15 protein-coding genes are annotated in these 21,038 nt (G+C 76.5%); 7 read left to right on the top strand and 8 right to left on the bottom strand.

Annotated features, from left to right (window positions below; genetic code table 11):
* Nucleotides 1-37: 37 nt before the first annotated feature.
* Nucleotides 38-1,009: a diacylglycerol/lipid kinase family protein gene (locus CLV35_RS14055; protein ID WP_121194118.1), complete on the top strand. Its 972-nt coding sequence runs from the start codon at nt 38-40 to the stop codon at nt 1,007-1,009.
* Between the two features lie 384 nt (nt 1,010-1,393).
* Nucleotides 1,394-1,645: a WhiB family transcriptional regulator gene (locus tag CLV35_RS14050; RefSeq protein WP_121194117.1), complete on the top strand. Its 252-nt coding sequence runs from the start codon at nt 1,394-1,396 to the stop codon at nt 1,643-1,645.
* Between the two features lie 100 nt (nt 1,646-1,745).
* Here the strand turns inward: CLV35_RS14050 and CLV35_RS14045 are convergent, their stop codons facing one another.
* From CLV35_RS14045 to CLV35_RS14025, 5 genes are all read right to left on the bottom strand, one after another.
* Complete coding sequence (locus tag CLV35_RS14045; RefSeq protein WP_121194116.1) at nt 1,746-3,230, bottom strand: sensor histidine kinase; 1,485 nt, start codon at nt 3,228-3,230, stop codon at nt 1,746-1,748.
* 56 nt (nt 3,231-3,286) lie between these two features.
* Nucleotides 3,287-8,068: an NAD-glutamate dehydrogenase gene (locus CLV35_RS14040; RefSeq protein WP_121194115.1), complete on the bottom strand. Its 4,782-nt coding sequence runs from the start codon at nt 8,066-8,068 to the stop codon at nt 3,287-3,289.
* Between the two features lie 34 nt (nt 8,069-8,102).
* The gene (locus CLV35_RS14035; RefSeq protein WP_147431972.1) at nt 8,103-8,645 is read right to left on the bottom strand and encodes a YczE/YyaS/YitT family protein; all 543 of its coding nucleotides are present in this window, start codon (nt 8,643-8,645) and stop codon (nt 8,103-8,105) included.
* Nucleotides 8,646-8,728: 83 nt separating this feature from the next.
* Nucleotides 8,729-9,241 (bottom strand): DUF6912 family protein, encoded by a 513-nt coding sequence (locus tag CLV35_RS14030; protein WP_231121813.1) that lies wholly within the window; start codon nt 9,239-9,241, stop codon nt 8,729-8,731.
* A complete protein-coding gene (locus tag CLV35_RS14025; protein ID WP_121194113.1) occupies nt 9,238-10,200 on the bottom strand; it encodes a patatin-like phospholipase family protein in 963 nt (320 codons plus the stop codon). Before CLV35_RS14025 ends, CLV35_RS14030 begins: the two co-directional genes overlap by 4 nt.
* Nucleotides 10,201-10,286: 86 nt before the next feature.
* Here CLV35_RS14025 and CLV35_RS19750 point away from each other — a divergent pair, with 86 nt between their 5' ends.
* The 3 genes from CLV35_RS19750 to CLV35_RS14005 all read left to right on the top strand — a co-directional run bounded on the left by CLV35_RS19750 (nt 10,287) and on the right by CLV35_RS14005 (nt 15,989).
* A complete protein-coding gene (locus CLV35_RS19750) occupies nt 10,287-10,910 on the top strand; it encodes a hypothetical protein (protein WP_147431971.1) in 624 nt (207 codons plus the stop codon).
* 10 nt (nt 10,911-10,920) lie between these two features.
* Nucleotides 10,921-12,255, top strand: coding sequence for a hypothetical protein (locus tag CLV35_RS14010; protein ID WP_121194110.1), 1,335 nt, complete (start codon nt 10,921-10,923; stop codon nt 12,253-12,255).
* Between the two features lie 74 nt (nt 12,256-12,329).
* On the top strand, nt 12,330-15,989 hold the full coding sequence (locus CLV35_RS14005) for a BTAD domain-containing putative transcriptional regulator (protein WP_183061979.1): 3,660 nt from the start codon (nt 12,330-12,332) through the stop codon (nt 15,987-15,989).
* Between the two features lie 4 nt (nt 15,990-15,993).
* On the opposite strand, the gene CLV35_RS14000 is transcribed toward CLV35_RS14005, so the two are convergent.
* From CLV35_RS14000 to CLV35_RS13990, 3 genes are read right to left on the bottom strand one after another with little or no spacing between them, the layout of a single operon-like run.
* Nucleotides 15,994-16,890 carry a Gfo/Idh/MocA family protein gene (locus CLV35_RS14000; protein ID WP_121194108.1) on the bottom strand — a complete coding sequence of 299 codons (897 nt, stop codon included), beginning with the start codon at nt 16,888-16,890 and terminating at the stop codon, nt 15,994-15,996.
* Nucleotides 16,891-16,915: 25 nt separating this feature from the next.
* A complete protein-coding gene (locus tag CLV35_RS13995; protein ID WP_121194107.1) occupies nt 16,916-18,259 on the bottom strand; it encodes a chromosome partitioning protein in 1,344 nt (447 codons plus the stop codon).
* Nucleotides 18,256-18,918 carry a hypothetical protein gene (locus CLV35_RS13990; protein WP_121194106.1) on the bottom strand — a complete coding sequence of 221 codons (663 nt, stop codon included), beginning with the start codon at nt 18,916-18,918 and terminating at the stop codon, nt 18,256-18,258. Before CLV35_RS13990 ends, CLV35_RS13995 begins: the two co-directional genes overlap by 4 nt.
* A 182-nt stretch (nt 18,919-19,100) precedes the next feature.
* On the opposite strand from CLV35_RS13990, the gene CLV35_RS13985 reads away from it, so the two are divergent.
* Both CLV35_RS13985 and CLV35_RS13980 read left to right on the top strand, forming a co-directional pair.
* Nucleotides 19,101-19,340 (top strand): helix-turn-helix domain-containing protein, encoded by a 240-nt coding sequence (locus tag CLV35_RS13985; protein ID WP_121194105.1) that lies wholly within the window; start codon nt 19,101-19,103, stop codon nt 19,338-19,340.
* Between the two features lie 311 nt (nt 19,341-19,651).
* Nucleotides 19,652-20,983, top strand: coding sequence for an HNH endonuclease signature motif containing protein (locus tag CLV35_RS13980; protein ID WP_121194104.1), 1,332 nt, complete (start codon nt 19,652-19,654; stop codon nt 20,981-20,983).
* The last annotated feature ends 55 nt before the right edge of the window (nt 20,984-21,038 follow it).

The raw sequence follows: 21,038 nt of genomic DNA, 5'->3' as shown, positions 1-21,038 counted from the left end.
TCACTGTAGAGCGCGGGCCCGCCCCTAGAGTGGCCGCGTGCGTGCGCTGCTGGTGGCCAACCCCGTGGCGACCACCACCACGCAGGCCACCCGCGACGCGGTCGTCGGCGTCCTCTCCCGCGGCCTCGAGGTCGAGGTGGCCTGGACGCGCGCCCGCGGCCACGCCGTCGAGCTGGCGGCCGGTGCCGGCGCCCGGGGCTTCGAGCTCGTCGTCGGGCTGGGCGGCGACGGCACTGTCAACGAGCTGGTCAACGGGCTGCTGGGCAGCGGCAGCTCCCCCGCCGCCGGCGGTCCGGCCCTGGGCGTGGTGCCCGGCGGCAGCACCAACGTCTTCGCCCGCGCGCTCGGCCTGCCCCGCGACCCGCTCGAGGCGGCAGCCGCTCTCGTGCGCGCGGCCGCTGCCGGGCACCGTCGCGTCGTCGGGCTCGGCCGCGCCGACGGGCGCTGGTTCACCTTCGCGGCAGGCGTCGGTCTCGACGCCGAGGTCGTGCGCCGCGTCGAGGGCCGACGCGCCCAGGGCGCGGCGGCGACCCCGGTCCTCTACCTGCGCGAGGCCGCCGCTGCCCTGGCCGTGGGCGCCGGCCGGGTGCCCGTCATGCAGGTCAGCGTCGAGGGCGCCGACCCGTTCCCCGCGCGGATGGCGGTCGTCGCCAACACCCGGCCGTGGACGTACCTCGGCCCGCGGCCCGTGGACCCGTTCCCGCGGGCGTCGTTCGAGTCGGGCCTCGACGTCTTCGCGGTCCACCGCATCGGTCCCGTCACCGTGACCCGCGCCGCAGCCGGCATGCTGCGGGCCACCTCGCCGCGCGGCCGCCAGATGGTCAACCTGCACGACGTCAGCCGCGTCGAGGTGTCGGCCGAGCGCGCGTTCCCCCTCGAGCTCGACGGCGAGGCGCTCGAGCCCCGCACCCGGCTGCTGCTGGAGGGCTTCCGCGCGGTGCTCCCGGTGGTCGCCGGTCCGCAGCCGGCGCAGCGGCGTCGGAGGCTGCCGCTGCGGCTGCGCGCCTGAGGACGGTTGACCGGCGCCGCACGGGGGCAAGGGCGGTGGTGGCGGCGCGTTGCCGTGGGCGGACGGAGACCCACGGCGAGGCGGACAGAGGGGCACGAAGGCGCTGATCGTGACCGTACTGTGATGCAGGAGACAGCGCACCGCTGAGGGAAACAAGCCTGAAACGCTTGTGGAACGCCACTCATCGATGGAAGGCTCATAGCAGAGCGGGTCGGGACGAGCGCAGCGCGTCTCCACCCGCTGGCGGAGACCAGCGTTCACCGATGCTCCCACACACCGTGGGAGCGCCGTGGAACGCCCCTGCTCGTGACGTCGTTCACGAGCAGGACACCCACCGTCGAGGGGCACGGCGCCCCACGACGTCGACGTGCGAGGAGTAGACACATGGACTGGCGCCACGAGGCTGCCTGTCGTGAGGAAGACCCGGAGCTCTTCTTCCCCATCGGGAACACCGGCCCGGCGCTCTCCCAGATCGACGAGGCGAAGGCCGTCTGCCGGCGCTGCGCGGTCACCGACACGTGCCTGCAGTGGGCGCTCGAGTCCGGCCAGGACTCCGGCGTCTGGGGCGGGCTCAGCGAGGACGAGCGGCGGGCGCTCAAGCGCCGCGCGGCGCGCAACCGCGTACGCACCGCCTAGGGACGACCTCCCCCGCACCTCCCGAACCCCCGGCCCGGGCCACCGCCCGCCGGGGGTTCGGCGCGTCCGGGGCCGGTGGGCGGGGAGCCCGGCGGCCCGCTCAGGCGAGCGCGGGGTCCGCGTCGCCGGCCGGGACCCACAGGGTCACGGTGGCGACCGTGCCGCCCTCGGGCCCGGCGGCCAGCACCAGGTCGCCGCGCAGCTCGGTGCGCACCATGCCGGCGACGATCCGCAGGCCCAGGTTGGCCGAGCCTTCGAGGCTGAAGCCCTCGGGCAGCCCGGGTCCGTCGTCGGAGATGCTCACGGTGAGGCTGCGCTCGTGGCGCTCGGCCCGCACCTCGACCGTGCCGCCGCGGGCGCCGCTGCCGTGCTCGACCGCGTTCTGCACCAGCTCGGTGAGCACCATGGCCAGCGGGGTCGCGGTCTCGGCGGGCAGGGTGCCGAAGGTGCCGGTGCGCCGCAGCCGCACGGTGGCGCCGGTCTGCGCCACCTCCACCACGCCCGAGGTGAGCCGCTCGGCCACCTCGTCGAAGCCCACCAGCCCGTCGGTCGAGCGCGAGAGCGTCTCGTGGACGACGGCGATGGAGCCGACCCGCTGCACCGCCTCGGCGAGCGCCGCCTGCGCCTCGGGTGCCGACACGCGCCGGGCCTGCAGCCGGAGCAGCGCGGCCACCGCCTGCAGGTTGTTCTTCACGCGGTGGTGGATCTCGCGGATCGTGGCTTCCTTGCTCAGCAGCTCCTGCTCGCGCCGGCGCAGCTCGGTGACGTCGCGCACCAGCACGAGCGCACCGACCCGGGCGCCCTCCACCAGCAGCGGGAGCACGCGCAGCAGCACGATGACGCCGTGGCCCTCGACCTCGGTCTGCCGGGGCGCGCTGCCGCCGGCCACCCACTCGACGGCCTCGTCGACCGGCATCTGCGAGGGCGCGAGCACCGCGGTGGTGCGCCCGAGGTGGGCGCCGACCAGGTCGGCCGCCAGCCCGAGGTGGCGGTAGGCGGACAGCGCGTTGGGGCTCGCGTAGGTGACCAGCCCTGCGGCGTCGAGCCGCAGCAGGCCGTCGCCGACGCGCGGTGAGGCGGCACCGCCGTCGCTCGAGCCCGGGTAGGGGAAGACCCCGTCGGCGATCATGAGCGCCAGGTCGTTGGCGCAGCGCAGGTAGGTCACCTCGAGCCGGCTCGGGGTGCGCGCCGTGGCCAGGTTGGTGTGCCGGCTGATGACCGCGAGGACCCTGCCCTCGCGGACGACCGGGATCGTCTCCTCGCGCACGGGCACGTCGTCGCGCCACTCGAGCTCGCGCCCGCGGGCGATCTTGGCCTCGTCGAACGCGTGGTCGACCAGCGGGCGCTTGCCGCGCGCCAGGCACTGGCCCACCACGTCGTCGTGCAGCAGCGAGGGCCCGGTGGTCGGGCGCATCTGGGCCACCGCGACGTACCCGTCCGCGTCGTCCGGGCACGGCACCCACAGCACCAGGTCGGCGAAGGAGAGGTCGGCCAGCAGCTGCCAGTCGGCCGTCAGCGCCTGAAGGTGCGCCACGTCGGCGGGGTCGAGGCCCTGGTCCCGGGCGAGGTCGGACAGCGTCGGCACCCGGCGACTCTAGTGCGCCTCCGCTCCCCCGCCCGCTGCCCGACCCGCGGGGGCGGTCAGCGCAGGAGGGTCCGCAGGGCGCGCAGGGCCACCGAGAGGGTGGCGAGGTCGGCCGGCTCGGCGGCGAGCGCGGCGTCGACGGTGCCGCGGGCGCGGGCGAGCAGCTCGCCGCGGACCTGCTCCCAGGCGGTGATGCGGCCGAGCGGCTCTCCCGCCGGGGTCTCGCGCAGCACGGCGGTCGTGAGCGAGGCGAGCGTCGCGTAGAGGTCGTAGCGCACCGACGCGCGGGCCATCGCCTGCCACCGGTCGCCGCGCGGCAGCCCCGCGATGCGCGAGAGCAGCGACTCGATCGCGTAGCGGTCGTCGAGCGCGAAGTAGAGCGGCGCCACCTCGGCCGGCTCGCAGTGCTGGCCGGGCGCGACCTCGACAGAGCGGGCGACCTCCACCACGTCGAGCAGGGCGAACACGTCGAGCAGCGCAGCCACGCGGTCGGCGAGCTCCGCGGGCACCCCGGGCGCGGCGAGCCGGGCGCCGAGCGTACGCAGCCGGGCCGCTGCCTCGGCGCCGACCAGCCGCGGCACCTCCGCCGAGAGCTCCCGCACGGTCGACGCGTAGCGCGCCACCTCCTGCTCGACGTCGAGCCCGGGCGGCCGGCTCTGCAGGAACCAGCGGGTCGCGCGGTCGACGAGCCGGCGCGTCTCGAGCACGAGGGCGGTCTGCGCGCCGGTGTCGGCCACGCCGTCGAGCCCCTCCACCTCGCGCCACAGCGCGTCGAGACCGAAGACCTCGCGCACCACGACGTAGGCGCGCACCACGTCGGCGACGCTGGCGCCGGTCTCCTCCTGCGCACGGAAGGCGAAGGTCACGCCCGCCCGGTTGACCAGGTCGTTGACGACCTCGGTGGTGACGATCTCGCGCCGCAGCGGGTGCTCGTCGAGCCGGGCGCCCAGCCGTTCCCGCAGCAGCGGCGGGAAGTAGCCGCGCAGCACGGGCGTCGTCCACGCCTCGTCGGGCACCGGCGTGGCGACCAGGTCGCCCGACAGCACGTTCTTGACGTAGGCGACCAGCACGGCGTACTCCGGCGTCGTCAGCCCCCCGCCCTCGCCCAGCCGCACCCGCACCTGCGCCGAGCCGGGCAGGCGCTCGAGCCGGCGGTCGAGGACCTTGCGCTCCTCGAGGGTGCGCATCACCCGCTCGTGCACGGGCAGCATGGAGGGCGCGAGGGTGCGACCGACTCCGAGCAGGTAGTTCTGCAGGTAGTTGTCGCGCAGCACCAGGGCGGCGACGTCGCCGGTCATCGCCTGGAGCAGCGGAACGCGCTCGTCGGAGGCGACGGCGCCCGCGCGCACGGCCGAGTCGACGACGATCTTGATGTTGACCTCGTGGTCGGAGGTGTCGACGCCGGCGGAGTTGTCGATGGCGTCGGTGCCGATGCGTACGCCGGCGAGCGCCGCCTCGACGCGACCGAGCTGGGTGACGCCCAGGTTGCCGCCCTCGCCGACGACCCGCACCCGCAGGCGGGCGCCGTCGACGCGCAGCGCGTCGTTGGCCTTGTCGCCGACCTCGGCGTGCGTCTCGCCGGTCGCCTTGACGTAGGTGCCGATGCCGCCGTTCCAGAACAGGTCGACGGGGGCCAGCAGGATCGCGCGCATCAGCTCGGCCGGCGTCAGCTGCTCGACGTCGGGCTCGATGCCGAGGCGGGCGCGCACCTGAGGGCTCACCGGGATGTGCTTGAGCGACCGGGGGAAGACGCCTCCGCCGGACGACAGCAGCGACTCGTCGTAGTCGGCCCACGAGGAGCGCGGCAGCGCGAAGAGCCGGGCGCGCTCGGCGAAGCTGACGGCCGGGTCGGGGTCGGGGTCGAGGAAGACGTGGCGGTGGTCGAACGCGGCGACCAGGCGGATCTGCTCGCTGAGCAGCATCCCGTTGCCGAAGACGTCGCCGCTCATGTCGCCGACGCCGACGACCGTGAAGGGCGTCGTCTGCGTGTCGTGGCCGAGCTCGCGGAACCTGCGGCGCACGGCCTCCCAGGCGCCGCGCGCGGTGATGCCCATCGCCTTGTGGTCGTAGCCGACGGACCCGCCCGAGGCGAAGGCGTCGCCGAGCCAGAAGGAGTAGTCGGCCGCGATGCCGTTGGCGATGTCGCTGAAGGTGGCCGTGCCCTTGTCGGCCGCGACGACGAGGTAGGGGTCATCGCCGTCGTGGCGCACCACCCGGGGCGGCGGCACGACCTCGCTGTGCCCGCGGCTCTCGACGCGGTTGTCGGTGATGTCGAGCAGGCCGCGGATGAACAGCCGGTAGCACTCGACGCCCTCGGCGACGAACGCCTCGCGGTCACGGGGATCGGCCTGCGGGCGGCGTACCACGAAGCCGCCCTTGGCGCCGACGGGGACGATGACCGCGTTCTTGACCGCCTGCGCCTTGACCAGGCCCAGGATCTCGGTGCGGAAGTCCTCACGCCTGTCGGACCACCGCAGGCCACCGCGTGCCACTGCACCGAAGCGCAGGTGCACGCCTTCCACCGTCGGCGAGTGGACGAACACTTCGTACGCCGGCCTCGGCTCCGCGACGTCCGGCACCCGGTGCGGGTCGAGCTTGAGCGAGAGGTACGGCTTGGGCCGCCCGTCCGTGCCCAGCTGGAAGTAGTTGGTGCGAAGGGCGGCGGTCACCACAGCCAGGACGCCGCGCAGGATGCGGTCCTCGTCGAGGCTCTCGACCGCGTCGATCGCCTCCAGCGTGCGGGCGTGCAGGTGCTCCACCGCCTCGGAGCGCCCGGTCTCGCGGGCCGGGTCGAAGCGCGCCTCGAACAGCTGCACCAGCAGTCGCGCCACCTGGGCGTTGCGCACCAGTGCACGCTCCAGGTAGGCGGGGCTGAAGGCGGCGAAGCCGGCCGACGCCTGGCGCAGCCACCTCGCGCACGCGCGCACGACGAGCACCTGGCGCCACGACAGACCAGCGGAGACCACCAGTTCGTCGAAGCCGTCGGAGTCGGCCTCGCCGTGCCAGGCCGCGGCGAAGGCGTCCTGGAACAGGCGCAGCGCCTCGCCCTCGGGCACGTCGGGGGCCGGGTCGGAGGGGTAGCGCACGCCGAGCGCGTAGATCCACGCGCTGCCACCGTCCGCCGGCGAGAGCTGGTAGGGCCGCTCGTCGACGACCTCCACCCCCATGCGGGCCAGCAGTGGGAGCACCCTCGAGATGGAGACGGGTGAGCGGCGGTAGACCGTGAACCGGCGCAGGCCGCCGGAGCCGGGGCTCACCGCGGTCACGAGCCCGCGGGTGGACTCGTCGGAGAGCGACTCCAGCCGGCGCAGGTCCTGCACCGCGGTGATCGCGTCGAAGTCCTCCTTGTAGGCCTCCGGGAACGCGTCGGCGTAGCGGGCCAGCAGCTCGTCGCCGCACGGGCCGGGCAGCGCGTCGGCCAGCGCCTCGGCGAGCTCGTCGCCCCAGGTGCGCACGGCCGCGGCGAGCCGGCCCTCGAGCTCCACGACGTCGACCTCGGGCACCTCGCGGCCGGCGGGCACACGCACGACGAAGTGCAGCCGGGCGAGGACGGACTCGGTGACGCGGGTGGAGTACTCGACGCTCTCGGCGCCGAACGCCTTGCGCAGCACCGACTCCATGCGCATGCGCGCCTGGGTGTCGTAGCGGTCGCGCGGCAGGTAGACCAGGCACGACGCGAAGCGGCCGTAGTCGTCGCGGCGGACGAACAGGCGTACGCGGCGGCGCTCCTGCAGACGCAGCACCGCGCCGACCGTCTCGGCGAGGGTGTCGACGCCGACGCCGAACAGCTCGTCGCGGGGGTAGGCCTCGAGCACCTGCAGCAGCCCGCGGCCCGAGTGGCTGTGGGCCGTCGTGCCGGCGCGGCGCAGGATCTCGGCGACCTTCTGCCGCACGACGGGGATGCGGCGCACGCTGTCGGAGTAGGCGGTGGTCGAGAGCAGGCCGACGAACCGGCGCTCGCCGACCACCCGCCCGTCGGCGTCGAACACCTTGATGCCGACGTAGTCGAGGTAGGCCGGCCGGTGGACGGTGCTGCGCGAGTTGGCCTTGGTGATGAGCAGCAGCCGCGGCTCGCGGGCCTTGGCGCGGATCGCCGGCGACCGCAGCTCGGTGCCGGAGGCGCCGCCCGGGCGGGTGGCCGGCTCGTGGGGGCGCAGCAGGCCCAGCGCGCTGCCCGGCACCGGCACCAACGAGTCGGACTCCTCGCCCTCGACCAGCGAGTACTCGGCGTAGCCGAGGAAGGTGAACGCCCCGCCGGCGAGCCAGCCCAGCAGCTCGACGGCCTCGTCCACCTCCGACTGCGCGTGGGCGACCGGCGGGTCCTGCGCGAGCTCGGTGGCCAGACGCTCGGCCACGGAGCGCATCGCCTCCCAGTCCTCGACCGCGACGCGCACGTCGCCCAGCACCGCGCGCACGGCCTCGGCCAGCTCCTCGGGCGCCACCGGCCGCGAGGGGACCGCCTCGACGTGGATCCAGGACTCGGGCAGGCAGCCGGACGGGCACGCCTCGCCGGCCGGGCCGACCACCTCGGCGAGCCGGCCGTCGTCGTCGCGCTGCACGGCGAGCTGCGGGTGGGCGAGCCACGAGATCGCGCAGCCGCGGCGGGTGACCTCCGCGGTGAGCGAGTCGACCAGGAAGGGCATGTCGTCGGTGACCACGTCGAGCGCCAGCGTGCGGGGCCCCGGCGCGTAGGAGCGCACCAGCGTCTCGCCCGGCCGGCGCGTCGCGGCCAGCTCGCCGTGCGCGGCCAGGGCGGCCTCGGCCCGGTCCCCCAGCTCACGCCGCTCGTCGGGCGCGAGCCCGGAGAGGTAGGCCGTGCGCAGCGGGTCGTCCGTCATGCTCGTGCTCCTCGGCGTCGGTGGCGGGAACGGCTCATCCTCGCACCGGGGGCTCGGCGCCGCCCGCGTCGGTGCGGCTCCGCACAGCCTCGACCAGCGGGCCGAGGCACAGCGCCGCCACCAGGGTGCCCGCGCCGAGAGTGCCGCCGAGCGCGGCGCCCGTGACGACGCAGACGACGAGCAGCGGGGTGTAGACCCGGGCGAAGCTCCAGCCGCGCAGCTCCGAGACGGTCACGGCGGCTCCCTCGAGCGGTCCGGGCCCGAGCGCAGCGCCGAGGTAGAGCCCGGCGCCGGTGCCCATGGTGACGATGCCGAGCGCGAGCAGCCCGATCCGCACTGCGAGCGGTGCGTCCTGCGCGTCGGGCAGCAGGTCGAGCGCGAGGTTCGCGGTCGCACCGGTCACCAGCGGCTGCACGACGCTGCCCAGCCCCGGCAGGCGGCGACCGAGGCCGCACCACGCGACGACGAGCAGCAGCCCGACGACCGCGTTGGCGAGCCCGTAGCTCAGGCCGGAGGACTCGCTGACGCCCGAGACCAGCAGGCCGTACGGGTCGGTGCCCAGGTGCGTCGTCAGCACGACCGCGACACCCGCGCCGATGAGCGCCGAGCCGCCGACCAGCTGCCCGCCGCGCCGGACCGGCCGCGCCGGTGCGACGGCGCTCAGCCCGGGAGCCCGAGCTCGGACAGCAGGTCGCCGACCTCCTGGGTGGCCCACCACAGCAGGTCGTCGTCCTCGACGGCGTCGACGACGCGCTCGGCGGCCTCGTCGCCCGCCGCGGCGGCCGGCAGCGCCGCGAGGGCTGCGCGGACGCGCTCCTCGGCGGGCGCCTCGTCGGCATGGACGCTGGCGACGGCCGCGAGCCGGACCTCAGCGGTGACGACGACGGCGCTGAGCCCCCGCTCCGGGTCCAGCTCCACGGTGCTGTCGTCGACGTCGGCGGCGAGCACCACCCGCCGCGGCACGCCCGGGTCGGCGGCCAGCAGCTCGAGCGAGTCGTAGGCGGCGTCGGCGCCGGCGGAGAACTCCAGCTCCTCCTCGTCGCCCTCGGGCCAGGCCTCGCGCAGGGCGCGCGTGACGGCGCGCGCGGCGAGCGGCGCCGGCCCGAGGCGGCGCTCGGCCAGCAGCACGGCCAGCGTGGCGGCGGTGCCCGGCAGGTAGACGCGGGTCGTCACGGCGCCACGCGCCGGCGCAGGGCGGCTTCGGTGGTGTGCAGGGCGGTCTCCATCACAGCGGTGCGTCGGCGGGGGTCCATCAGGTTCGCACCCATGGCGGCAAGGTCCTCCGGCCCGGGGGTCACGAGCACCACGCGAGTGCCCGAGGCGGCCAGCAGCCGCACCTCGGCGAGCACCCGCCGGGTGGTGCGGCGGCGCCAGCGCCGCTCCAGCCGCGCAGCCCTCTCGACCGGGCGGTCCGGACGGGTCGCGGCGAGGGGGGCCAGCACGTACGCCTCGTCGAGACCACGCCCGGCCAGCAGGTCCGCGCTGGTCACCGACGACACGCCGCCGTCGACGAACGTCTCGCCGCCGACGCGCTGCGGCGAGTACCAGATCGGCGCGGCGCACGAGGCCGCCACGGCCTCGGAGAGCGAGCAGGCCGGGTCGGTGCCGTCGAGCGCGACGCGGCGCCCGGTGCGGAAGTCGGTGGCGACGACCTGCACGCCGGGGCGCGGCGCCCAGCGGCCGACACCCACGGCGTCGTCGACGGCGCGGCGCAGCTCGCCGAGGTCGCCGCGGCCGCGGGGCATCGCGGCCCACAGCGTCGTCAGCCACGGCACGCTGCCCGGCTGGCGCAGGGCAGCGGCGAGCAGCACCGGCGAGGCGGGCGGCGGCGCGGGACGGGTGGGGAGCCAGCCACCCGTCCCGGTCTCGTGGTCCCACGTGATGCCCGCGCCCTCGGCGCCCAGCCCGGGCGGGAGCGGGAGGCCGCGCTGGTGGTCGCGCAGGTGCTCCGGAGTGAGCCCGGCGGCCAACATGGCGGTCAGCACCGAGCCCGCCGACGTGCCGAGCAGCACCTCCGCCTCGGCGGGGCGAACGCCGCACACCTGCTCCAGCGCGCAGAGCGCGCCGGTCATCCACGCCGCACCCAGCACGCCGCCGGCACCGAGCACGAGGGCACGCCGCGGCTCGGTCATCGCGGGGTCCTCTCGCTCGGTCGGGAGCGCACATGCTGTCACGCCGGGTGACGGGCGGTCGGCGTCCGTGGCCTAGCCTGGGCGGTGTGAGAGAGGTACGCGTCGGCCGCCCCCTGCGCGCCGCCTGCCTCGGCGCGGTGCTGGCCCTCGGGGCCGCGGCCTGCTCCGGCAGCGGCGACAAGCCGCTCGCCGACGAGCCGACGGTCGGCACCAGCGCGACCGCTGCTGCGGCGCCGACCGAGGCGCCGGTCCCCTCGCCCGAGGACTCCGCGCCGGCGTCCGCGGTGCCCGCCCCCTCGCCGTCGACCTCGCCCACCGCGTCGGCAGTCGCCTCGCCGACCGCCACGCCGACGCCGTCGCCCACCCGCGGCCCCAGCGCCAGCCCGACCCCGTCGCCCAGCACGTCCCCCCGCGGGGCCGGCGGCGACACCAGCCCCGGCGGCAGCGCTGAGCGCGAGGTCGACGTGCGCATCACCGGCGGCCGAGTCTCGCCCCCGCCGAGCCACGTCGACGTCGCGAAGGGCACCTACGTGACCCTGCGCGTCACCAGCGACGTCGCCGACGAGCTGCACGTGCACGGCTACGACCGCGAGGTGCCGCTCCAGGCGAAGGTGCCGGCGGTGCTCTCGTTCGTCGCAGACACGTCGGGCTCGTTCGACGTCGAGACCCACGAGTCGGGGCTGACGCTGTTCCAGCTGCGGGTGCGATGAGCCGCACGGCATGACGGCGGCTGCGCCCGCGGTCGTGGCGCACGGCCTCTCCGGCCGCCAGGACCTGCCGCTGCCCCTGCACGACGTCGTCATCGGCGCCGCCGTGGCGCTGGTCGTGTCGTTCGTCGCGCTCGGCGCCCTGTGGTCGACGCCCCGGCTGCGCGCCGCGTCCGGCGTCGAGCTGCCGCGGTCCCTCGACCGCGCCCTGGCCGCCCCGGCGACGGCCTGGACCGTGCGGGTGCTCGGCCTGGTCGTCTGCGGGTGGTTCCTCGCCTCCGCCGTCGGCGGCAGCGACGTCGACACCAACCCCTACCCGGGCGCGGTGTTCGTGCTGCTGTGGGTCGGCGTCGTCCCGCTCTCGGTGCTGCTCGGACCGGTCTGGCGGGCGGTCAGCCCGCTGCGTACGCTGCACGCCCTCCTCTCGCGGCTGCTCGCCACGCCCGTCGACGAGGGGCTCGCGGCCCTGCCGCGCTGGGTCGGCCGGTGGCCGGCCGCGGCGGCGCTGTTCGGGTTCGTCTGGCTCGAGCTCGTGAAGCCGGACGCCTCGAGCCTGCCGACCCTGCGGGTGGCGACGGCGCTCTACGCCGGCGTGCTGCTCGTCGGAGCGGCGGTGTTCGGCAACGCGTGGTTCGCGGCGGCCGACCCGTTCGAGGCGTGGTCAGGGGCGTTCGGCCGGCTGGCCCCGGTGGCCCGGCGCCCCGACGGTCGGCTGGTGCTGCGCAACCCGCTCGCAGGCATGACGACCCTGCCGGTCGGGCCGGGGACGGTCGGCGTCGTGGCGGTGATGCTGGGGTCGACGGCGTGGGACGCGTGGGCCGGCTCGACCCGGTGGATCGCCTACGCCCAGACCTCCGACCACCGCACCCTGGTCGGCACGGCCGGCCTGCTCGGGACGGTGGTCGCCGTCGGCGGCGCGTTCTGGCTCGCGACGTGGGCGTCCGGGGGTGCGCTGGCGACCGGTGGACCGGCCCGGCGGGAGCTGCCCGGGCGGTTCGCGCACACGCTGGTGCCGATCGCGCTCGGCTACGTCGTCGCGCACTACTTCTCGTTCCTCGTCTACCAGGGCCAGCGCACGCTGATCCTGGCCACCGACCCGCTGCAGCGCGGCTCCGACCTGCTCGGCCTGCGCGACCGAGCGGTCGACACGAGCCTGCTCCGGCCGGGCTCCGTCGCAGGGCTCCAGGTGGTGGCGGTGGTGGCCGGGCACGTCGTGGGCGTCGTGCTGGCGCACGACCGGGCCGTCGCGGTGCTCGACCGCCGGCGCGCGGTCGTCGGCCAGCTGCCCCTCCTCCTGGTGATGGTCGCCTACACCGTCGGCGGGCTCCTGCTGCTCTTCCACGGCTGAGCCGGGCGACGACCCGCCGTCAGAACGGTGCGAAACCCTCGCGCAGGGCGCACCGAGGCCCTAGCGTCTGCTCCGTGCGCGCAGGCGAGGCTGCTCCCCCGGCGGTCGGCGTGCGCCTGCAGGTCTTCGGCGGGCTGTCCGGGTGGTCCGACCGCGGCGAGCTCGACCTGGGCGGCCGGCGCCAGCGCGGCGTCCTCGCCCTGCTCCTGCTGGCGCGCGGGTCGGCCCTGTCGCCGGAGCGCCTCGCCGACCTGCTGTGGGGCGAGGCTCCGCCGCCCGGCGCGCAGGGCGCGCTGCAGTCGTACGTCTCGCACCTGCGCCGCGCCTTCGAGCCCGACCGCGACGCACGGGCCCGCGCGGCGGTCCTCGTGCGCGAGCGGGCGGGCTACGCCTGCCGCCTGCCCGACGAGGCCGTCGACGCCTGGCGCTTCGAGCAGCTCGTCCGCGCCGGCACCCTCGCCGCCTCGCCCGCCGAAGCGGTGCCGCTGCTGGAGGGCGCGCTGGCGCTCTACCGCGGCGACGCGTACTCGGAGTGGTCGGGCTCCCGGTGGGCCGACGCCGAGTGCGCCCGGCTGCGCGAGCTGCGCGACGTCGGGCGCGAGCGGCTCCTGGGCGCGCGGCTCGACACCGCCGACCCCGCGGTGCTCGTCCCCGAGCTCGAGGCGCTGACCGCGGAGGAGCCGCTGCGCGAGGAGCGCTGGCGGCTGCTCGCCCTCGCGCTCTACCGGGCGCAGCGCCAGTCCGACGCGCTGGGGGCGCTGCGCCGGGCCCGCCGGCTGCTCGCCGACGAGCTCGGCGTCGACCCGGGCCCGGCGCTGCGCGAGCTGGAGGCCCGGATCCTCGCGCAGGACGCCGGGCTCGACGCTCCGGTCGACCCGGCGCCCCGCCCCGACGTGCCGGCCGCCCGGCAGGCGGCTGCGTCGGCGGGCCGCGCGCGTCCCGCCCAGCTCGCCGCTCCGGAGCCCGGCGACCTGGCCGACCGCGACGCCGAGCTGGCGGCGCTGCGGGCGGTGGTGGCCGATGCGCTGGCGGGTGCGGGAGGCGCCGTGGTCGTCGAGGGGCCCGCCGGCATCGGCAAGAGCCGGCTGCTGGTCGAGGCGCGCCGGATGGCCCTCGCGCACGACGCCCTCGTGCTGAGTGCGCGGGGCAGCGCCCTCGAGCGGGAGTACGGCTTCGGCGTGGTCCGCCAGCTCGTCGAGCCGCTGCTCCTCGACCCGCCGGCGAGGGCCCGGCTGCTCGCGGGCGCCGCAGCGCCCGCGGCTGCGGTCTTCGACGACACCGGGGCCGGCGAGCCGCGGGCCGACGGGTCGTTCGCGGCGCTGCACGGGCTCTACTGGCTGGTGGTCACGATGGCTGCGGAGCGGCCGCTCGTGCTCGCGGTCGACGACCTGCACTGGTGCGACGCCGCGTCGCTGCGGTTCCTCGCCTACCTGGCGCGCCGCCTCGAGGGCCTGCCCGTGCTGCTCGTCACCACCCTGCGCACCGGCGAGACCGGCGGCGACCCGACGCTGGTCGACGAGCTCACCCACGACCCGGTCACGCTGACGCTGTCCCCCGGACCGCTCGGCCCGGAGGCCGTCGGGCGCCTGGTCGCCGACCGGCTCGGCGGCGCGCCCTCGCCCGCCTTCGTCGCCGCGTGCCACCGCACCACGGGCGGCAACCCGCTGCTGCTGCGCCAGCTCGTGCGCGCGCTCGAGCAGGACGGCGTCACGCCCGACACCGCCCACGCCGACACCGTGGTCGCGATCGGCTCGCGCGCGGTCTCGAGCATCGTCGTGATGCGGCTCGGGCGGCTGCCCGCGCACGTCGGCGACACCGCACGGGCCGTGGCCGTCCTCGGCGAGGGCGCGTCGCTGCCCGCGGTGGCGTCCCTCGCGCGCCTCGACGAGCAGACGGCGGCCGACGCCGTGGCCGACCTCTCGCGCACGGAGATACTGCGGCCCGAGCCGCCGCTCGGCTTCGTCCACCCGCTCGTGCGCGACGCGGTCTACCGCAGCATCGCGCCCGGCCACCGGGTGCTCGCCCACGAGCGGGCCGCCCGCGTGCTCGACGAGCGCGGCGAGCCGGCCGAGCGGGTGGCGGCGCACCTGCTCCAGGTGCCGGCGCGCGCCGACGCGTGGGTCGTGCGCACCCTGCGGCGCGCCGCCGCGATCGCGACCGACAGGGGCGCGGCGGAGGGGGCCGCCGCGTACCTCGCCCGTGCCCTCGCCGAGCCGCCGGAGTCCGAGGACCTGCGCGCCACCCTGCTGCTCGAGCTCGGCCAGCTCGAGACGCTGGCCGACGCGGGGGCGGCGGTCGGCCACCTCGAGCAGGCCTACGCGCTGGCCGCCGACCCCGGCACCCGGGCCCGCGCGGCGCAGGTGCTGGCCCACACCCTGGTCTTCGGCGGCGAGCGCGGCTCCGCCAGTGCCTTCGCCCGCCGGGCCGCCGCCGACCTGCCGCCCGACCTCGGGCCGGCGTCCGTCGACGCGCAGCAGGCGCTGGTCGCGCTCGACCGGGTCGGCGCCCACATGCACGGGCTCCCGGTCGGCCCCTGGCCCGCGAGCCCCGCGATCGAGGGCGACGGGGCCGGCGCCCGGATGCTCTCGGTCGCCCGCGCCTGGGAGCTGATGATCGCCGGCGCCGACCGCGACGAGGTCGTGGCCCTGTGCCGCGCGGCCCTCCGCGACGGCGTCCTGCAGCGCACCGACCCGGGGCTGTTCTGGGTCGTCGCCGCCTTCCTGCTCGAGATGGCCGACGAGGACCTCGGCGAGTTCTGGGACGACATGCTCCGCAGCGCCCACCAGCGCGGCTCGCTCTTCTCCGCCATGGCCACCCACATGTGGCGCGGGCACTCGCTGTGGCACCGGGGCGACCTGCCCGAGGCCGAGCAGTCGCTGCGCACGGCCATCGAGCAGATCGAGCGCTGGGGCGGACCGCCGATCGGCACGTCCTACGGCGAGGGGTTCGTCGTCGCGGTGCTGCTCGACCGCGGACGCACCGCCGAGGCCCGCGCGTTCTTCGACTCGCGCGACGACCACCCGCGCATGGGCGACGGTGAGCGGCTGCACGTGGAGGCCGAGGTGGCCCTGCTGCTCGCCGAGGACCGGCCGGCGGAGGCGCTGGCCCGGCTCGAGCGCGCCGGCATCGTGCTGACCGAGGTCCGCAACCCGGTCTGGTCGCCGTGGCGCTCGCTGCGGGCGCGGGCGCTGACGTCCCTGGGGCGGGGACCCGAGGCGGAGCAGCTGCTGGCGGAGGAGCTGGCCGCCGGGCGCGAGTGGGGCTCGACCCGCGCGGTCGGGCGCAGCCTGCGCCTGCTCGGCGGGCTGCGCGGGGCCGCGGGCGTCGAGCAGCTGCGTGAGGCGGTCACCATGCTCGAGCCCAGCCCGTGGCGGCTGGAGCTGGCCCGGGCCCGCTACGCCCTGGCACTGGTGAGCTCGGGCGCCGAGTCGGTCGAGCTGCTCACCGGCGCGCTGCAGCTGGCCACCGCCTGCGGCGCCGACGGGCTCGCGGCACAGGCTGCGTCGGCGCTCGCCGCGGCGGGAGCCGGCGCTCCGGTGCAGGTGGCGGGCAGCGTACGGCTCACCACCACCCAGCGCCGGGTCGCGACGATGGCGGCGGCAGGTGCCGACCCGCTGCAGATCGCGGCCTCGCTCTTCCTCACCCCGCACTCGGTCGAGACGGCGCTCGGGGACGTGCGCGCGGCACTCGGCGTCGCGAGCGACGCCGAGCTGCGCCTCGCGCTGGCGACCTAGCGGCTCAGCCCAGCCGGACCTCGGCGCCGCCGGTGCTCCGCGACCGGGCAGCGGATGTGAGCACCGCGCCGACCGCGAGCCCGAAGCCGAGGTCGAGCTCGGAGGGCACGCCGCCGACGGCAGCGAGCAGCGCGTCGACCGCGTGCGCGTGGCACTCGGCCGCGTCGAAGCGCACGGCCGGCGCGGTCTCGCGCCCCGCACTGCCGTAGAACCGCAGCTCCTGGCCGACCGCCTCCGGCGGCGCGGTCAGCGTCACGGTCGCGGTGGAGCTCGCGCCGCCGGCGTGCCGCAGCGCCAGGTGGGTGGTGTCGCCGGGGCCGGCGTACGCGGCCACGCTGCTGACAGGACCCAGCACCGGCAGGAGCAGGGAGAGCACGTGCGGGCCGATGTCCCACAGCGCGCCCTGCTCGCGGCGCCACGGCGACTGCGCCGCCAGCTCGGGCGGCAGGCTCGCGACCCACTCGGCGTGCGCGCCCGTCCAGCCTCCTGTCGCTGACAGTCGGGCGATCCACCGCTCGGTCTCGGGGACGAAGCGGCGTGTGAAGAAGACCACCGTGGAGACGCCTGCTCGGGCGACCGCTGCTGCGAGAGCGGTGCCCAGCTCGGCGCGGATCGCCACCGGCTTGTCGAGCAGCAGGTGGCAGCCGCGCTCGGCCGCGCGGACCGCCAGTTCCGCCTGCACGTCCGGCGGCACGGCGAACGAGACAGCGTCGACCGCGTCGAACAGCGCATCGGCATCGGCGTATGCCGGGGCTCCCAGCTCCTCGGCCAGCGCTGCGGCACGGCCGGGGTCGCGGCCCCACACCCCGGCGAGCTCCGCACCGAGGTGCGCGGCCAGCGAGGCGCCGTGGGTGCGACGGGCCCACTGGCCGGTGCCCACGAGGCCGAAGCGCAGCGTCATGCCGGCGAACCTACCGAGGGCGGCCTCACGCTGCTCCGGCGCGTCGACGGGGTCGGCCGGCCCGGCCGCGGCGACCGGTGGGAGCGGCCACTCCGGCCAGCTCGGCGGCGAGCGCGCGCAGCGGAGGCCGCACCGGTGAGCCCGCCGCAGCCTCGGCGAGCGTGCGCCCCTGGAGCAGGGCGGCGTCGACGCCGTCGCGGTCGTCGGCGACGAACACCGCGTCGGTGACGCCCGCGTAGCGCTCGAGGGCGTCGGCGAGCTGGCGCTCAGGACGCGCGCCGACCGGACCACGGCGTACGCGGTTGACGACCACCCGCAGGTCGGTGCCCGGGACGACCTCGCGGAGCTCGCCGAGCGCGCGGACGAAGCGCTGCACGCCGACCGCGTCGGCCGCGCAGACGGCGACGACCGTGTCGGCCTGCTCGATCGCCGTCAGCGTCGCGCCGTTGCGCCGGGGCGCCGCCACGTCGAAGGAGATCTCCTCGTCGGTCTCGAGGCAGAAGCCGGTGTCCACGACCGTGAGCGCGGCGAGCGACCGGGACAGGGCGAACACCTCCTCGAGCGCGCTCGGCCGCAGCTCGGGCCAGCGCTGCGCCCGCGGGATGCCGGTGAGCACCCGCAGCCGGGTCTCGACCTCGGGCGCCACCCGCGCCAGTGACGGCAGGTCGAGCCCGCCGGACCCGGCGAGCCGAGCCGCGGCCGCGAGCCCGGGCGCCTCGTCGAGCAGCCCGAGCAGCTGCGACACCACGCCGCCGTAGGGGTCGGCGTCGACGAGCAGGCTCTCCGCGCCCAGGCGCGCCGCCTCGCTCGCGAGCGTCACCGCGACCGTCGACCGGCCGGGCGCGCCCACGGGTCCCCACACCGCGACGACCCGTCCGGGCTCCTGCGCCGGCCCGTCACCCCGGCCGCCGGCTGGTGCGGTGTCGTCCGGGTCGTGCGGTCCGCCGAGGTGGTAGTCGCCCAGCTGGCCGTCTCGGCGCGGCTCGGCAGGACCGCGCGGATCCTCCTGCTGTGCGAGCACGGCCGACTGGACCAGCGCCGCGACCTGCTCACTGGGTGCCTCGGCAGGCAGCACGTGGCGGACGCCGAGGGCGAGCAGCGTGCGCTCGGCCTCCGGGTCGTCGGCAGGCCACAGGCCGACGACGGCGACGCCCGACGCGGCCAGCTGGCCCAGCGCCTCGCGGTCGAGCCGACGCAGCCCCGCGGACACGATCACGGCGTCGCCGATGCCCGCGGCGGCCACCGCCAGCAGGTCGGGCAGGTCGACGCAGCGGCGGACGACGCGTACGCCGCCAGCTCCCCGCTCCAGGCGGGCGACCAGCTCGCCCTCCCAGCTCTGCCCCGGCAGCGCGGTCAGGACCTCGATCACGAAGCACCGCCCGCCGGGACCTCCACCAGCTGCACGGACCCGGTGGGCACGGCAGCCAGGAAGCCGCCCACCTCGCCCTCGGGCACGTCGAGCGTGACGCTGACCGTGCCCGAGGAGGAGAACCGCCCACCGTCGTCGCCCACCCGCCGCACCGGCACCGAGCGCAGCACCGGCGCCAGGCCGTCGCTGCCCGCGGTCGAGGCCTGGTCCGAGCTCCGCTGCGCGTCGTCGGGCACGACGTAGACGTCCACCACGGAGCCCTCGCGCAGACCGCTCGCCGACGAGGGCTCGGCGTCGACGCTCACTGCCCGGACCGTACGCGGCTGCGCCTTCCCAACGCCCGCGGCCGCGAGCAGCTCCCCGGCGGCCAGCGGCCGGGTGGCGACCAGGCCGGCGGGGTCGACCGAAGCGGCGAGGTAGCCGGGCTCGCGGCCGTCGAGCTGCACGTGCGCGACGACGAGCGCAGAGCGGTCGAGCGGTGCACCGACGGCGAGGCCGCGCCCCGCGGCCCACACCGCCACGGTGTCGTCCGCGGCGGCCACGACCCGGCTGCCGGCGACCACGGAGACCAGCACCAGCAGCAGACCTGCGGCGAAGCGCGGGTCGAGCCAGCGGGGCCGGGCGAGCCTGGCGGCGGTGGGGACGGGCAGGTCGGGCATGGGTGTCTCCTCGAGCGGACGCGCGGCCTCCTACCGACGGTGAGGCGCTCGCAGCATGGTGGAGCGCCATCCCCGCGGCCCGCCGCCGCTGTCCACCATCGGGTGACCGCCGGACGGGCGGGTGACACACCCTGTGGAGAACCGACGTGACACGGTGCGACGCCTGAGACACTGGTGAGGACATGGCAGCCCAACGACGCTTCCTCCAGCTCTCCGACGTGGCAGAGATCCTCAACATCTCCGCGTCGCAGACCTACGCGCTCGTGCGCAACGGCGACCTGCCCGCGATCAAGGTCGGCGGCCGCGGCCAGTGGCGCGTCGAGGCGACCGTCCTCGAGGACTACATCGCCCGGCTCTACTCCGAGACGCGCGCCTTCGTCAACGCGCACCCGTTCGGCGCCGACGAGGAGCAGCCGGACTAGCGAGCGCAGTGCTCGTCGCGCGCACGTCGCCGCACGTGCTGCTGCGCAACGACTTCTGCGCACGCGCGAGGGTCTCACCCTCGCGACACCGGCAGCACCTGCTCGAGAAAGCGCTGCACCACAGCGGTTCTCGTCCTTGCTGGTCCTGATCGGCATGCCTGTCACCGTAGCCGTGAGTCGCGCTTCGTCGACCGCACGCACGGACTGCTTGTGGAGAAGTCGTTGCCCCACAGGCCCTCCTGTGGACAAGCCGACCTCGTCAGTGCCGCCTCGTAGGTTCGTCGCATGATCGCAACGGCGGAGCAGGACGCGTGGGAATCGACGGCGGACGCCCTCGACTCCGTGCTGTCCGGCGACCCGGCGACCGTCGGCGTTCCGACCCCCGAAGGCCTGCTCGCGAGGCTCACCCGCGCCGCGCCGCGCGCGTGCGGGCCGAGCTGGACGCGGTCGAGGCCGCAGCTCTGGCTGAGGTCGACTCCCGCGAGGCCTACCGCCTCGACGCAGCACCGACGACGAAGGCGTGGCTGCGCCACCACCTCCGCCTCGACCAGGGCGAGGCCGGCACGCGCCTCGCACGCGCCGAGACGCTGGGCGCACTGCCCCGGACGGCCGACGCCCTGCGCACGGGGCAGATCAGCGCCCGGCACGTCGACGCGCTCACGCGGGGGCGACGGAAGCTCGGCGTCCCCACCATGGCCGCGGCTGAGGAGACGCTCCTCGGCCTGGCATGCACGAGCAGCCCTGAGCAGGTGCGCCTGGCGGTCGACCGGCTCGTGCAGGTGGTCGACCCGGACGAGACGGCCACCGAGCGCGCGGAGCGGCAGCGAGCGTCGCGCCACCTGCACGTCGCGCCCGGCTTCGACGGCACCTGGACGGTGACCGGGCTGCTCGACCCGGCCGACGGCGCTCTGGTCAAGGCCGCCGTGGACGCGCACTCGCGACGCCGCCCCCTGCCGGACGGCAGCCCGGACGAGCGCACGCGCGGTCAGCGGATGGCCGATGCGCTGGTCGAGTTCGCCGCCGCGGCTCTCGCCGCCGGTGACGCGCCGACAGTCGGAGGCACCACTGCGCACGTGACGCTGGTGCTCGACCTCGAGACGCTGCGGGCCGAGGCTGCCGGCGCATCTTCAGCAGGAGCAGGAGCAGGAGCAGGCGCTGCCGGCGCGGCGGCCCGGGGGCTGGTGGCCGGTGGGCTGGCGTCGGTGCTGGGACGCTCGTTCGGCCAGGCGGCCCTCGAGCGGCTGACCTGCAGCTGCGACGTGACACCTGTGCTCATCGACGACCTCGGCGTGCCACTGGCGGTCGGTCGGGACTCCCGCCTCGCCGGCCCGGCCCACGTCAAGGGTCTCTGGGTCCGCGACGGCGGATGCATCACGCCCGGGTGCGAGGGACGCACCGTGCAGGCGCACCACGTCGTCCATTGGGGGCACGGCGGACCCACCGAGCTGCCCAACCTGTGCCTGCTGTGCGAACGCTGCCACCACCTCGTGCACGACGACGGCTGGGTGATCGAGCCCGACCCCAGGCGCCCCGGCCTCTTCCAGATCCGGTCGCCGCGGGGTGGACCACCCGTGCCCGCCAAGCATGCGGTGGACCGCAACCCCGGCGCGACCACGCCGTTGCTCTTCGACGACCCGACCTGACCCGGCCGGGACGCGGCCGAGCCCGCCCACGCCCACTCGGCGTGCCGGTGCTGCG

It is taken from the genome of Motilibacter peucedani (genome assembly GCF_003634695.1).
GTDB lineage: Bacteria > Actinomycetota > Actinomycetes > Motilibacterales > Motilibacteraceae > Motilibacter > Motilibacter peucedani.
The sequence above is the reverse complement of the archived record's forward strand: the minus strand, read 5'-3'. Positions and strand labels throughout refer to the sequence as shown.

What these genes read in the sequence shown, in the direction of transcription:
- CLV35_RS14050 (WP_121194117.1), top strand. Translation starts at nt 1,394, where the DNA reads ATGGACTGGCGCCACGAGGCTGCCTGTCGTGAGGAAGACCCGGAGCTC.
- CLV35_RS14040 (WP_121194115.1), bottom strand. Translation starts at nt 8,068, where the DNA reads ATGACGGACGACCCGCTGCGCACGGCCTACCTCTCCGGGCTCGCGCCC.
- CLV35_RS14025 (WP_121194113.1), bottom strand. Translation starts at nt 10,200, where the DNA reads ATGACCGAGCCGCGGCGTGCCCTCGTGCTCGGTGCCGGCGGCGTGCTG.
- CLV35_RS14010 (WP_121194110.1), top strand. Translation starts at nt 10,921, where the DNA reads ATGACGGCGGCTGCGCCCGCGGTCGTGGCGCACGGCCTCTCCGGCCGC.
- CLV35_RS14000 (WP_121194108.1), bottom strand. Translation starts at nt 16,890, where the DNA reads ATGACGCTGCGCTTCGGCCTCGTGGGCACCGGCCAGTGGGCCCGTCGC.
- CLV35_RS13990 (WP_121194106.1), bottom strand. Translation starts at nt 18,918, where the DNA reads ATGCCCGACCTGCCCGTCCCCACCGCCGCCAGGCTCGCCCGGCCCCGC.
- CLV35_RS13985 (WP_121194105.1), top strand. Translation starts at nt 19,101, where the DNA reads ATGGCAGCCCAACGACGCTTCCTCCAGCTCTCCGACGTGGCAGAGATC.